This window comes from Aliivibrio sp. S10_S31 (assembly GCF_014694495.1).
Taxonomy (GTDB): domain Bacteria; phylum Pseudomonadota; class Gammaproteobacteria; order Enterobacterales; family Vibrionaceae; genus Aliivibrio; species Aliivibrio fischeri.
The window spans coordinates 234,486-248,094 of sequence record NZ_JAAUWR010000004.1 but is presented as its reverse complement, the minus strand read 5'-3'; the positions used below and the strand labels follow the sequence as shown (position 1 = coordinate 248,094).

Genomic DNA, 13,609 nt, shown 5'->3' with positions numbered 1-13,609 from the left:
TTAAGAGATTGTTATGTCTGTAACGGTAAACACCAATGTGTCTGCAATGACGGCACAGCGATATTTAAATCAAGCAACAGAACACTTAAACCAATCAATGGAACGCCTTTCGTCAGGTAAAAGAATTAATAGTGCGAAAGATGATGCGGCTGGTTTGCAAATATCAAATCGTTTGAAATCTCAAATGAGTGGTTTGGATGTGGCGGTTCGTAATGCGAATGATGGTATTTCAATTGCACAAACAGCAGAAGGTGCAATGAATGAAAGTACTAATATTTTGCAACGTATGCGCGATTTAGCACTACAGTCTTCTAATGGTTCTAATACGTTACAGGACAGACAAGCAATTCAAGAAGAAGCGGATGCGCTTAACGATGAATTAAATCGTATTGCAGAAACCACTTCTTTTGGTGGTCGACGTTTATTGAATGGCCAGTTTGGTACATCGACCTTTCAGATTGGTGCCAATGCGGGTGAAGCGGTTCAACTTACTTTAGGTAGTATGCGTTCAGATACACTAGCGATGGGTGGGTTTCATTACACATCTCAAAACCAATTAAACAAAGGTTGGACAGTACCAGAAGGTGGTCAAACGCTTACCATGTCATTTAATGATGAAAATGGTAAAGCTCAAGAAATCACAATTGAAGCGAAAGCGGGTGATGATATTGAAGAATTGGCTACGTATATCAATGGTCAAAACGATACCGTTCAAGCATCCGTTGATGAGAAAGGTCAACTTCAATTGTTTACTGCGGGTGACGTGGTATCAAGTGCGGTGACATTTGGAGGAACACTCTCTGCTGAATTAGCTATTGGTGGTGCTGTATTTGATACCGTTAATGATTTAGACCTAACGAGTGTTGGTGGCTCACAACGTGCTATTGCAACTTTAGATGCAGCAATGGGGTTTGTTGATAAAGAACGAGCAACGTTAGGCGCTTTTCAAAATCGCTTTGACCACGCTATCAATAACTTGAATAATATTAATGAAAATGTTGCCGCTTCAAACAGTCGTATTGAAGATACAGATTTTGCTAAAGAAACGGTTGAGATGATGAAAGCTCAAATCTTACAGCAAGTAAGCTCAACGGTACTAGCACAAGCAAAACAAGCACCAGATATTGCCTTAAAATTGCTTGGTTAACTTATATCAATCGACATAACTATTTTTTAAACCAGCAATCATTGCTGGTTTTTTTTCGTCTAAAGAAAATAAAGTAGCTAAAGCGGAATAAATAAAGAAATAAGGTACTAAATCTAAAGCAAGGGGTGGCTAAACCCCTTTTGTATCAAGGATCTGGCTAATACTTGGTCAAAAGCAAAAAAACTTTAGCTATTTTTTAGTCAATTGTAAAAAACTTTGAAGCACGATCATAGTTCATAAAGTAATCATCTATTTTATAAATAAATCGATAAAGGTTTATTTTTAACCGTCGTTAAGTTAAGTATCAGGCACTAATAACAATCAATTTAGTGTCGAATAATAAAGCTCAGTTTTCCGAACTACGGAAAACAATCGGAAAACTAAACGGAGATACCACTATGTCGATTACAGTAAATACTAACGTATCAGCAATGACAGCTCAGCGTTACTTGAACAATGCAACGGATGGCGTGAATCAATCAATGGAACGTCTATCTTCTGGCTTTAAAATCAACAGCGCAAAAGATGATGCTGCTGGCCTACAGATTTCAAACCGTTTGACTTCACAATCTCGTGGCTTAGATGTAGCTGTACGCAATGCAAACGATGGTATTTCAATTGCACAAACAGCTGAAGGTGCAATGAATGAGTCAACAAACATCTTACAACGTATGCGTGACTTATCACTACAATCAGCAAACGGTTCAAATACAACTTCTGATCGTGAAGCGATTCAACAAGAAGTCGGTGCGCTTAATGATGAGCTGAACCGTATTGCTGAAACAACCTCTTTCGGTGGTTCTCGTCTTCTTAATGGTCAATTTGGTACTAAATCATTCCAAATCGGTGCTGATTCAGGTGAAGCGGTAATGCTTAGCCTTAACAACATGCGTTCAGACTCTGCATCAATGGGCGGAACAAGCTATAAAGCAGAAACGGCACTGGGTGGTGATTGGGCTGTAAATGCTGAGAAATCAGAATTGACTGTTTCTTATGTAAACCGTGCAGGTGAAGAGAAAGAGTTAACGATTAATGCTAAGTCTGGTGATGATATTGAGCAAGTAGCGACTTACATCAATGGTCAAACAGATGCGGTTAATGCGTCAGTATCAGAAAATGGTGAGCTACAAATTGTAACCTCTAACGATAAAGTTCAAGGTGAAGTTAAATTTGGTGGTTCATTAGCTGGTGAACTGAATATGGGTGCAGCGCAAGCTGAGACGGTTAAGAGCATCGACGTAACTACGGTAGGTGGTTCTCAGAAGGCTGTGGCTATTCTTGATGCAGCAATGCAATTTGTTGATTCAAACCGTGCTGACTTAGGTGCATTCCAAAACCGCTTTAGCCATGCGATAAACAACCTAGATAACATTAATGAAAATGTTTCAGCATCTAATAGCCGAATTAAAGATGTCGATTTTGCTAAAGAAACAACAGAGATGACGAAATCTCAGATTCTTCAACAAGCAAGTTCTTCTATTTTAGCTCAAGCTAAGCAAGCGCCTAACGCTGCTCTTGGCTTATTACGCTAATTTTTTAGAAGATTTAAACAACTTCTAAGGTAATAGTGCTCTCACACTATGCCAAAGCCGGGGCTTGCCTCGGCTTTTTTTGTTTATAAAATCATCAATAAATATCTATTTCCCTCTAAATTAGGTGATTTTCCTCACGTTTTATCTGGGATTTAAATTATTTTCGTTTTTTTTGCATTTTTTCCTAAAGAGTTTCCGATTGCGAGCGATAACTTAATTACAAGGCACAGCGACTAAGAAAAAGCTTAAAAGTACTTAAAAAAGAAAAGCTTAAAAAATTAAAAGTTTTTCTAAAGTAATTTGAAAGTAGGTCGCTAAGTTAAGTATCAACGATGAACAATACGGTTACCGGTCCAGGAGCGGAGTGATTCGGAACCAAAGTGGAGAAATAAATTATGTCTATCAATGTAAACACAAACGTATCAGCAATGACAGCACAGCGTTACCTAAGCAACGCAACTAACGACCTAAACAGCTCAATGGAGCGTTTGTCTTCAGGTCTTAAAATTAACAGTGCTAAAGATGATGCAGCGGGTCTACAAATTTCAAACCGTCTAACATCTCAAACTCGTGGTTTAGATGTTGCAGTTCGAAATGCAAATGATGGTATCTCAATGGCGCAAACTGCTGAAGGTGCGATGAACGAAACAACGAACATCCTTCAACGTATGCGTGATTTATCACTTCAATCAGCTAACGGTTCAAATACACATGCAGACCGTACAGCGATTCAAGAAGAAGTGGTTGCTTTGAATGACGAATTAAACCGTATTGCAGAAACAACATCGTTCGGTGGCTCTCGCCTACTTAACGGCCAATTCGGTACTAAATCTTTCCAAATCGGTTCAGATTCAGGTGAAGCGGTAATGCTTACTCTGAACAACATGCGCTCTGATACAACAGCGATGGGTGGTTCTACTTACTCAGCGACTGAAGGTAAAGACTCAAACTGGAAAGTGGGTGCTGAAAATACAGAATTAACAATGAACTTTGTTGATAGCAAAGGTAAAGAACAAAACATCACTATCAATGCAAAAGCTGGTGACGACATTGAAGAAGTAGCAACTTACATCAATGGTCAAAGCGATGCAGTAAACGCTTCTGTAACTGAAGACGGCAAATTACAAATTTTTGCAGCAGCAGATGCAACTGATATTGAATTCAGCGGTTCATTAAGCAACGAACTGGGTATGGGTAATAAAGTATCTGACACAGTTAAGAGCATCGATGTAACAAGTGTTGGTGGTTCACAAAAAGCAGTAGCAATTCTTGATTCAGCAATGCAATACGTTGATTCAAACCGTGCTGATTTAGGTGCTTTCCAAAACCGTTTCAACCACGCTATTAACAACTTAGAAAACATTAACGAGAACGTGAATGCGTCTAACAGCCAAATCAAAGATGTTGATTTTGCTAAAGAAACGACAGCAATGACGAAATCTCAAATCCTGCAACAAGCGAGCTCGTCTATCCTAGCTCAAGCTAAGCAGGCACCAAATGCAGCATTAGGCCTGTTGGGCTAATCAGCATAGTAAACACTTGTGAGAATGTGAGCTTATGCCATCTGCAAAGTTCAATCCCAACAGGTTATAAGTGAGTCTGACTTACTTTATAAAAATTAAACTTAGGCTATCTCGGCGATGTATTTTGTAGAGGTGAGAGTCTACAAAGTATATAGAGATACGCTTTTAAATATATGTGAGAAACAATGGCTGGGGCGGAGGATGAGACCAAACCACCATTGCACTTTCCCTTAGGAGATCTATTTATGTCTATTACAGTAAATACTAACGTATCAGCAATGACTGCACAGCGTTACTTAAACAGCGCAACTGACGGCGTTAACCAATCTATGGAACGTCTATCATCTGGTAGCAAAATCAACAGTGCTAAAGATGACGCAGCTGGTCTACAAATCTCTAACCGTCTAAACACGCAAACTCGTGGTCTAGACGTAGCGGTTCGTAACGCAAACGACGGCATCTCTATGATGCAAACTGCTGAAGGCGCAATGAAAGAGACTTCAAACATCCTTTCTCGTGTACGTGACCTAGCACTGCAATCGTCAAATGGTTCAAACACTGACGCTGACCGTCAAGCGATCCAACAAGAAGTTACGGCTCTTTCTGACGAAATGAACCGTATCGCTGAAACAACTTCTTTCGGTGGCACACGTCTACTTAACGGTAACTTCGGTACTAAATCTTTCCAAGTTGGTGCTGATTCAGGTGAAGCAGTAATGCTTACTCTAAACAACCTACGTGCAGACGAAGCAAACATGGGTGGTAAAACATTCACAGCTTCTGAAGGTGTTGCTGCTGGTTGGACTGCTGGTAAAGACGCAAACATGACTATCACAATCGCTGATAAGAATGGTGAAGAGCAAGCTATCGAAATCAACGCTAAAGCTGGCGACGATATCGAAGAAGTTGCAACATACATCAACGGTCAAACTGACAAAGTTAGCGCTTCTGTTGGCGAAGATGGCAAACTACAAGTATTCGCAGCTAAAGACGTAGCAGAAGGCGAAATCAGCTTCTCTGGTGCTCTAGCTAAAGAAACTGGTATGGCTGATGCTGAAGTTGCAAACAAAACTGTTGGTAACATCGACGTAACTACAGTTGCTGGTTCTCAAAACGCAGTAGCAGTTGTTGACGCAGCAATGAAATTTGTTGATAGCCACCGTTCTGAGCTAGGTGCTGCTCAAAACCGTATGGGTCACACAATCAGCAACTTAGACAACATTAACGAAAACGTTTCTGCTTCTAAGAGCCAAATCAAAGACGTTGATTTCGCGAAAGAAACAACTGAAATGACTAAGTCTCAAATCCTACAGCAAGCAAGTTCTTCTATTCTTGCTCAAGCTAAGCAAGCGCCAAACGCTGCTCTAGGTCTATTACGTTAATCGTTGATTAATTGATAATACTAAAATAGGTAGGTGGGCGGCTTCATCGTCTACCCACTTACTGAAATATGACAGCAGGACCGCTCCTCTTGCTGTCTTTTTTCGTATTAGGAGGAAAATACTATGGATTCATCATTTGTATCTTCAACAATCCACTCCACACCCCCTTCAAATAACGGCACGCAAATTGCTAGTTCTAATGTGCAACCAACATCATCTGTTTATGTAGATAACAAAGCATCGCTTATTGAAGGTACAGAACCTTTAACCGCTAGCGAAGCCATTGTTGCAGAAGCAGAACAAAAGCTTGAAACGAAAAAGAAAGAAGCACTTCATAAAGCAGTAGAAGAGCTTAATGAATACGTTAAAAGCATGGATCGAGGATTATCGTTTCGCCTAGATGAAGAGTCAGGGCGGCAGGTTATTACCGTTTTTGAAGTCAGCAGCGGTGATATCATTCGACAAATTCCCGATGAAAAGATGTTGGAAGTTGCTAGAGATTTAGCTGCCAGTGCATCTGGATTGATAGCTGAGAGGATTTAAACCGTTAATTGAGGAAAGCGATTCATGAGTGTTAGCCCGATGGGGATGGGTGGTGGCCTAGATATTAATTCTATGGTGAGCAAAATAGTTGAAAGCGAGCGCTTACCTAAGCAGCAGCGCATCGACCGTGAACGTTCAGACATAGATACTAATATTAGTGGTTACGGCCGTCTGCAAGAATCATTAGATACCATGAAGAATCTTATGACGACTTTCCGTCAAGACGACACATTTGCATCGAGAACTATCTCAAGTAGTGATGAAGATGTAGTTAGTGCTACGGCGAGCCCTGATGCACTTGCAGGTCGTTATACTATTGACGTTTTACAACTTGCTCAAGCTCAAAAGCTAGCATCGTCTCCTATTCGTGATGATGCTAAATTTGGCCCAGGTAAATTAGAAATATCGCTAGGTAAGAAATCATTTACCATTGATGTTGTCGGCCAAAATAATAAAATTACTGACATTTTAAAACAGATTAACAGTGCACCTTCAAATCCAGGTGTGCAAGCTTCTATCGTAAAAGACGATGGTGGCTCTCGTTTAATTCTCGCATCTGATAAGCCAGGTGAAAGTAACAAAGTTAAAATTGAAGTTGATGCAAAATATAATAACCAACTGCATCGATTTGCGTTTAACCCTGACTTTGATCCAACGGTATCAACGAAGTTTGATATTCCAACATTGCTTCAATATCAGCAAGTGCCTGAAGTTGCCGCTCAACAAGTTCGTGAGCCAATTACAGAGCAAGAAGTACCAGAGCTGAGTGACGAAGAAAAATACGCTTACTTTAAACCTTTGATTGATTATGCCAATCGTGAATTAGCTCGTGAAGAAAAAGCAGCTAAAGAAATCATGATGCAGCAAGAAGCAACAGCAGCATTAGCGACGTTAGAAGATCCAACCGATCCAACATCTGGCATGTCAGGGTGGAGTGAGCGTACTGCCGGAACACTGCAAGCGGCACTTCCAAATGAAGATGAAAAGATTGAATTAGCTAAAGCGGCAAAGCAAGGCGATCAAGACGCTGCAGAAGCGCTTGCAGAAATTGGACAAACGCCAGATACGGTTTTCCAAGCTGCTGGTATTACTTATGAAGCGCCTCAGAAAGAAGCACCGAAAAAAGAACTTGTTGATATAGCAAAAGAAAAAGTAGAAAAACTGCCGCCAACAATTAAAGAAATAGCAAAAGAAAAATTAGAACCGATTGAAAAGGTTGTGGAGACAATTAAACCTGAAGGTCCACGCAAACCTTTATATTCTGGTCTTCAAGAAGTTCAATCGGCAAGTAGTGCAAAAGTGGTCTTGGATGGTGTAGCAAGAATAAGCAGTGACACCAATGTTATTCAAGATGCAGTTCAAGGTGTTGATATCACTTTAAAAGGTACAACAGCAGAAGCAAGTAAACGCATCGATTTAGATGTGCAGTTTGATAGAGATACTGTAAAAGCTGCTATCGAACAATTTGTTAATACTTACAATCAGTTCTATGAGACCACCAAAGCATTAAGTGGCTTTGATCCAGCGACTGGACAAAGTGGTCCACTTGCTGGAGACAGTGTTGTACGTTCGGCTGAGTCTCGCTTAAAATCTGTATTTGTAGCGCCAGTTGAATCGGCTCCTACAGGAATAAAAACACTGATAGAGCTTGGTATTTCAACGACTCGACAAGGTACTCTTGAAATCAATCAATCCATGTTAGATCGTCAATTGAATGAAAATTTCAGTCAGTTGCATACTTTCTTTGGTGGATCAAAAGGCTTTGCTAAGAAAGTTGAAGATGTAATTCAAAGCATGACAGGGGTGAGTGGTCCAATTCGTACACGAATGAATACGATGCGAGATCAAAACTATCGCCTTAATGATCAGCAGGTGGATTTAGATCGCCGAATGGAAAGTCTTCAAGAGCGTACGCGTAATAAATTTGCCAATATGCAAGATGTAACCGGAAAAATGAAAGCGCAGTTATCAGGTATGATGAATGCGCTGGGTTAATACAACCTTGTTATTGATATAGAGGTTACCGATGGAATTACTAAAGCAATTAGAAGTATTAGATCAAGAGTTGCAAAAACAATATCGTAGTGAAGATATTAATTTTGAACAATTGGCTACTTTTTTAGCAAATCGGGAACAACTCTTGCATGCATGTATGCAAGCGTCAGAAATAGTGGCATCCACTGAATGGCAACTCGCAATTGCACGAACCCAACTCATTGTTGAAGAGATGACAGAGTTAGGGCAGCAATTTGCACTTGATTATCAAAAACTGAATCATGCGAAGAAATCGGTTCAGTTGTATAGAAAATTTCAATAAAACTGAGGAAATACGATGAGAGGTTCACTACAGGCATATAAAAAGGTATCAATCGATAGCCAATTAAGTGCTGCATCACCTCATAAGGTAATTCAAATGCTGATGGCTGGAGCTATTGAGCGTTTAATCCAAGGTAAAGCTGCCATGGAACAAGGTAATACACCTGTTAAAGGTGAGCGTCTTGGCAAAGCATTAGACATCGTGATCAGTCTACGTTCATGTCTATCAATGGACGATGGTGGTGAAATTGCAAGTAACCTAGATTCTTTATACGATTTTATGATCCGCCAAATTTCACATGCTAACCAAAACAATGATGGTCAGGCTATTGATGATGTCGTAGAAATGTTACGTGAAATCAAATCAGCTTGGGATCAAATTCCTGCAGAATTTCATAACCTTACCGCAGATCAAGTTGGTATCTAATTAAACCGATTTTATAAATCAAATTTATTTTTCGATTTTTATACTAACCTCTCATTTACAACATGACTGTCGATAAGTAGACAGTCATAGTTGCCTTATTTTTCTTATGCTATAATATGTGGGCAATATTTCGTTGCTGTTCAATGAATAGACCACATAAATCAAAGAATTAAGGCATATCCACATCTATGCAAGGTTTAGCAAAGACTCTTATTATTGAAGATGATGCTCAGAGCCGTCATAATCTTAAGGTGATCCTTGAGTTTATCGGTGAACATTGTCATGCCATTTCAGCTTCAGAATTGTCTACTTTTGAGTGGAGTGAGCCATGGAGTGCTTGTTTTTTAGGTCAAGTTTCTGACCAAGCGCTGAAAGATATAATCAAAAGTTCATTAGTTGTACATAATCATATTCCAGTCATTATGCTTGCGGGGGCTATGCATGATGTTGAGGAATTGACAAACTATGTAGGTGAACTGAATCAACCAGTTAATTATCCTCAATTAACCGATGCGTTACGTCATTGCCAAGAATTTATGGGTCGTCGTGGGTTAGAAGTACCCCACCTAGGCCGTAAAAATACGTTATTCCGTAGTATGGTTGGACAAAGTACAGCTATTAGTACTGTTCGCCATTTAATTGAACAAGTTTCAGGTACAGAAGCAAGTGTATTGGTTTTGGGTGAATCGGGTACGGGTAAAGAAGTAGTTGCACGTAACTTGCACTATCATTCGCCACGCCGTAAAGGACCATTTGTTCCGGTTAACTGTGGTGCAATCCCACCAGATCTTCTAGAAAGTGAACTGTTTGGCCATGAGAAAGGGGCGTTTACTGGTGCAATTACTGCACGTAAAGGTCGCTTTGAACTTGCGCAAGGCGGTACGTTATTTTTAGATGAAATTGGTGATATGCCAATGCCGATGCAGGTGAAATTACTTCGTGTTCTTCAAGAGCGTTGTTTTGAGCGTGTTGGTGGTAATCAGAGTATTCGTGCTGATGTTCGTATTGTTGCTGCGACGCACCGTAATTTAGATGAGATGATAGAGAAAGGCACATTCCGTGAAGATCTGTATTATCGTTTAAATGTTTTCCCAATTGAAATGCCAGCATTACGTGAACGTAAGCAAGATATTCCTTTGTTGCTGCAAGAGTTATTAGCAAGAATGGAAGCTGAAGGCAGCACACGTGTACGACTAACTCCTCGTGCTGTTAACTCGTTAATGGAACACCATTGGCCTGGTAACGTACGTGAATTAGCAAACTTAATTGAGCGTTTGATGATCTTATTCCCTGGGGAATCGGTGGACGTAAATCACTTACCAACGAAGTATCGTTATAGTGATATTCCAGAGTTCCAACCTGAGAATTACAATCAGCAATCAATTGAAGAGCAAGAACAAGCGGCATTAGCTGACATGTTTGCTAACTTTAGTGATGGTGGTATTCCTCAACAAGGAATGCAAAACGCAGGACCAACATCGAATGATTTACCAGAAGATGGTTTAAATCTGAAAGAGATGTTAGCTGAAGTTGAAGTTAATATGATATGCCAAGCACTTGAAGCACAAAATGGTGTTGTTGCACGAGCAGCAGACATGCTAGGTATGCGTCGTACTACTCTTGTTGAGAAAATGCGTAAATATAATTTAAATAAAGATGATATGCGTTAATACTCTTTAGTCAAAAAGAGATAACGTTTCACTAATTTAAATGACAAAAATTTGACCGTCAAGCTTACATGTTTAATGTAAGTCGTTGATAATAAATACCAAAAGGGCTGGCATGTAAAATGCATCAGCCCTTTTGTTGTTTTGGCGGGAATAAAATTATGCAGGGTAATTCTGAGGGTGAATTAAACTCACCTCTTGGCACAGTAGAAGAGCAAAATACACGATATAAGCAAGTACTAGATGTTATGCCTGCTGGTGTTATTTTACTTGATACACAAGGTATGGTGTGTGAAGTCAATCCAGAAGCAATTAAGCTTTTAGGTCTACCTCTATTGGGAGAACGTTGGTTTGAAGTCATTCAACGATCGTTTGATCCAAGAGAAGATGATGGTCATGAGATCTCATTGCGTAACGGACGCAAAGTTCGATTGGCAATTTCGGCATCAGAAACAGGTCAACTAATATTGATCACTGATCTGACTGAAACGCGTTTATTGCAATCTCGTGTGAGTGATCTTCAACGATTATCTTCATTAGGTAAGATGGTCGCATCATTAGCTCACCAAGTGAGAACACCGTTGTCGAGTGCGATGTTGTACGCCTCAAACTTAGGGTCACCAAATTTACCAGCCGCAACACATAAACGTTTTCAAACCAAATTGGTTGATCGCCTTCATGATCTAGAAAAGCAAGTGAATGACATGCTTCTCTTTGCTAAAGGCGGTGATAATAAAGTCGTTAAGCCATTCACAATAGGTGACTTGGTTGCTGAATATCGCCCAATGGTTGAAACCGCTCTGCAATCAAATCAAGTCGATTACTACTTAGAAGTCGAACATGAAGATACAGTGCTAATGGGCAACGCCAATGCCATTGCTAGCGCTATTAGTAATTTGATCATGAATGCCATTCAAGTGATAGGGAAGGGATGTCAAATAGACGTCTTTTTCAGACCTGTGAATGGGCTATTAAAAATATCGGTGCAAGATAATGGCCCCGGTATACCACTAGAGTTACAAGACAAAATAATGGAACCATTTTTTACTACTCGCTCTCAAGGCACAGGCCTTGGTCTTGCGGTTGTACAAATGGTTTGTCGAGCTCACAAAGGACAACTTGAATTGTATTCAGAACCGGATGATGGCGCATGTTTTACCATGTCAATTCCACTATCAGCAACCCCAACAGACAGCCTAGCTCAAACAGAATCTGGAGAATAAATCATGGCACAAAGCAAAGTATTAATTGTCGAGGATGATGAAGGTTTACGTGAAGCCTTGATCGACACGCTAGAGTTAGCTGGTTACGAGTGGGTAGAAGCCGATAGCGCAGAAACAGCATTACTTATTTTGAAGAAAGAACCTGTTGATATTGTTGTTTCTGATGTTCAAATGGCTGGCATGGGTGGATTAGCCTTATTGCGCAGTATTAAATTGAATTGGCCGAATCTTCCGGTTCTTTTAATGACCGCTTACGCCAATATTGAAGATGCGGTTTCTGCAATGAAAGACGGTGCTATTGATTACATGGCTAAGCCATTTGCACCTGAAGTATTACTGAATATGGTCAGTCGTTATGCGCCAGTGAAAACGGAGCAAACGGGTGATGCTATTGTTGCTGATGAAAAGAGTCTTAAGTTACTTAAATTAGCTGACAAAGTAGCACGAACAGACGCTAACGTGATGGTGCTTGGTCCTAGTGGTTCAGGTAAAGAAGTCATGTCACGCTACATCCACAATAATTCACAACGAAGTGAAGGCCCATTTGTTGCTATTAACTGTGCCGCGATTCCTGACAACATGTTAGAAGCCACATTATTTGGTTATGAAAAAGGTGCTTTTACAGGGGCTGTTCAAGCCTGTCCGGGTAAATTTGAACAAGCTCAAGGTGGTACTATTTTACTGGATGAGATCAGTGAAATGGATCTTAACCTACAAGCTAAGTTACTGCGTGTATTGCAAGAACGTGAAGTTGAACGTTTAGGTGGTCGTAAGAGCATTAAGTTGGATGTACGTATCTTAGCAACCAGTAACCGTGATCTGAAAAAGTACGTTGAAGAAGGTAACTTCCGTGAAGATTTATATTACCGCTTAAACGTATTCCCAATTGCATGGCCGCCATTAAAAGATCGTAAAGGTGATATTGCACCGATAGCTCAACACTTAGTAGAGCGTCACTGTCAAAAACAAGGTTTACCAGTTCCTAGTTTTAGTGCAGAAGCCACTCAAAAACTAGAAGCATACCCATGGCCGGGTAACGTTCGTGAATTAGATAACGTAGTTCAGCGTGCGCTTATTCTTGCTGAAGAGCATACGATCACGGCGGAAGATGTTTTATTAGAAGGGGTTGATTGGGCGGATGCGGACGGCTTACAACAAGTAGTCAGTGGTGAAGCGCCAACAATTAGACCTGAGCAACAAGTACCGTCAATAAACGAGACAGCTGCACCTGCAACGTCTGAAGAAAGTGAGGTTTTGGTTGCATCTAGTGGGTTAGGTGGTGAACTTCGAGAACAAGAATTTATCATTATCCTTGAAACCATAAAAGCCTGTGATGGTAAACGAAAAGATGTCGCTGAAAAACTAGGTATTAGCCCAAGAACGTTACGCTATAAGTTAGCGAAGATGCGTGATGCTGGAATAGATATCCCAAGTTAAAACAATGAGTTATCGTTATTGATATATTGGTATGTAAATTGCTTTATATACTTCGGGTCGTAAAATTAAGTCAAGAAGTTGACTGGGTCGGAGAATAGAAATGAAAATCGGTGGTTTACAGGACGAGATGCAAGCAATGATGCTTGACGCGTCAAATACAACGCGTCAAGTAACAGGAAAAGAAGTCGGTGCGGACTTCAGTGCTATGTTTGCGAAAGCCGTCAATAACGTAAATGGATTACAAAAGGCATCAAGTGATTTAGCAGTGCGTTTTGACAGAGGTGATGAAGGGGTTTCATTATCAGACGTTATGATTGCACGAAATAAATCAAGCGTTGCATTTGATGCCACAATTCAAGTGCGCAATAAGCTAGTTGATGCTTATAAAGCACTGATGAATATGCCAGTCTAA

Annotated in this window: 12 protein-coding genes; all 12 read left to right on the top strand. The window is 40.3% G+C overall.

The window, feature by feature from the left end; all coding sequences use genetic code 11:
• Positions 1-13 precede the first annotated feature (13 nt).
• The 12 genes from HC728_RS05475 to fliE all read left to right on the top strand — a co-directional run bounded on the left by HC728_RS05475 (position 14) and on the right by fliE (position 13,609).
• Positions 14-1,147 carry a flagellin gene (locus tag HC728_RS05475; protein ID WP_005420377.1) on the top strand — a complete coding sequence of 378 codons (1,134 nt, stop codon included), beginning with the start codon at positions 14-16 and terminating at the stop codon, positions 1,145-1,147.
• Positions 1,148-1,545: 398 nt separating this feature from the next.
• A complete protein-coding gene (locus tag HC728_RS05470) occupies positions 1,546-2,679 on the top strand; it encodes a flagellin (RefSeq protein WP_005420375.1) in 1,134 nt (377 codons plus the stop codon).
• Between the two features lie 395 nt (positions 2,680-3,074).
• Positions 3,075-4,202: a flagellin gene (locus tag HC728_RS05465; RefSeq protein WP_005420374.1), complete on the top strand. Its 1,128-nt coding sequence runs from the start codon at positions 3,075-3,077 to the stop codon at positions 4,200-4,202.
• Between the two features lie 245 nt (positions 4,203-4,447).
• Positions 4,448-5,584 carry a flagellin gene (locus HC728_RS05460; RefSeq protein ID WP_005420373.1) on the top strand — a complete coding sequence of 379 codons (1,137 nt, stop codon included), beginning with the start codon at positions 4,448-4,450 and terminating at the stop codon, positions 5,582-5,584.
• A gap of 123 nt (positions 5,585-5,707) precedes the next feature.
• Positions 5,708-6,127 (top strand): flagellar protein FlaG, encoded by a 420-nt coding sequence (flaG, locus tag HC728_RS05455; RefSeq protein ID WP_005420372.1) that lies wholly within the window; start codon positions 5,708-5,710, stop codon positions 6,125-6,127.
• A 24-nt stretch (positions 6,128-6,151) separates the two neighbouring features.
• Positions 6,152-8,122, top strand: a complete 1,971-nt coding sequence (fliD, locus tag HC728_RS05450) for a flagellar filament capping protein FliD (protein ID WP_054775460.1) — start codon at positions 6,152-6,154, stop codon at positions 8,120-8,122.
• Between the two features lie 31 nt (positions 8,123-8,153).
• Entirely contained in the window at positions 8,154-8,444 is a 291-nt protein-coding gene (locus HC728_RS05445; RefSeq protein WP_011262364.1) for a hypothetical protein, read from the top strand.
• A 15-nt stretch (positions 8,445-8,459) separates the two neighbouring features.
• A complete protein-coding gene (gene fliS / locus HC728_RS05440) occupies positions 8,460-8,870 on the top strand; it encodes a flagellar export chaperone FliS (RefSeq protein ID WP_005420369.1) in 411 nt (136 codons plus the stop codon).
• Between the two features lie 188 nt (positions 8,871-9,058).
• On the top strand, positions 9,059-10,540 hold the full coding sequence (locus tag HC728_RS05435; RefSeq protein WP_011262363.1) for a sigma-54-dependent Fis family transcriptional regulator: 1,482 nt from the start codon (positions 9,059-9,061) through the stop codon (positions 10,538-10,540).
• A gap of 158 nt (positions 10,541-10,698) precedes the next feature.
• Positions 10,699-11,760, top strand: coding sequence for a PAS domain-containing sensor histidine kinase (locus tag HC728_RS05430; protein ID WP_005420366.1), 1,062 nt, complete (start codon positions 10,699-10,701; stop codon positions 11,758-11,760).
• Positions 11,761-11,763: 3 nt separating this feature from the next.
• Positions 11,764-13,197, top strand: coding sequence for a sigma-54 dependent transcriptional regulator (locus HC728_RS05425; RefSeq protein WP_065621819.1), 1,434 nt, complete (start codon positions 11,764-11,766; stop codon positions 13,195-13,197).
• Between the two features lie 100 nt (positions 13,198-13,297).
• Positions 13,298-13,609, top strand: a complete 312-nt coding sequence (fliE, locus tag HC728_RS05420; protein WP_005420363.1) for a flagellar hook-basal body complex protein FliE — start codon at positions 13,298-13,300, stop codon at positions 13,607-13,609.

Excerpts from the sequence above, each read along its gene's own strand:
- fliE (WP_005420363.1), top strand. The coding sequence starts at position 13,298 with ATGAAAATCGGTGGTTTACAGGACGAGATGCAAGCAATGATGCTTGAC.
- HC728_RS05445 (WP_011262364.1), top strand. The coding sequence starts at position 8,154 with ATGGAATTACTAAAGCAATTAGAAGTATTAGATCAAGAGTTGCAAAAA.
- HC728_RS05430 (WP_005420366.1), top strand. The coding sequence starts at position 10,699 with ATGCAGGGTAATTCTGAGGGTGAATTAAACTCACCTCTTGGCACAGTA.
- flaG (WP_005420372.1), top strand. The coding sequence starts at position 5,708 with ATGGATTCATCATTTGTATCTTCAACAATCCACTCCACACCCCCTTCA.
- fliS (WP_005420369.1), top strand. The coding sequence starts at position 8,460 with ATGAGAGGTTCACTACAGGCATATAAAAAGGTATCAATCGATAGCCAA.
- HC728_RS05465 (WP_005420374.1), top strand. The coding sequence starts at position 3,075 with ATGTCTATCAATGTAAACACAAACGTATCAGCAATGACAGCACAGCGT.
- HC728_RS05435 (WP_011262363.1), top strand. The coding sequence starts at position 9,059 with ATGCAAGGTTTAGCAAAGACTCTTATTATTGAAGATGATGCTCAGAGC.
- HC728_RS05425 (WP_065621819.1), top strand. The coding sequence starts at position 11,764 with ATGGCACAAAGCAAAGTATTAATTGTCGAGGATGATGAAGGTTTACGT.
- HC728_RS05460 (WP_005420373.1), top strand. The coding sequence starts at position 4,448 with ATGTCTATTACAGTAAATACTAACGTATCAGCAATGACTGCACAGCGT.
- HC728_RS05470 (WP_005420375.1), top strand. The coding sequence starts at position 1,546 with ATGTCGATTACAGTAAATACTAACGTATCAGCAATGACAGCTCAGCGT.
- fliD (WP_054775460.1), top strand. The coding sequence starts at position 6,152 with ATGAGTGTTAGCCCGATGGGGATGGGTGGTGGCCTAGATATTAATTCT.
- HC728_RS05475 (WP_005420377.1), top strand. The coding sequence starts at position 14 with ATGTCTGTAACGGTAAACACCAATGTGTCTGCAATGACGGCACAGCGA.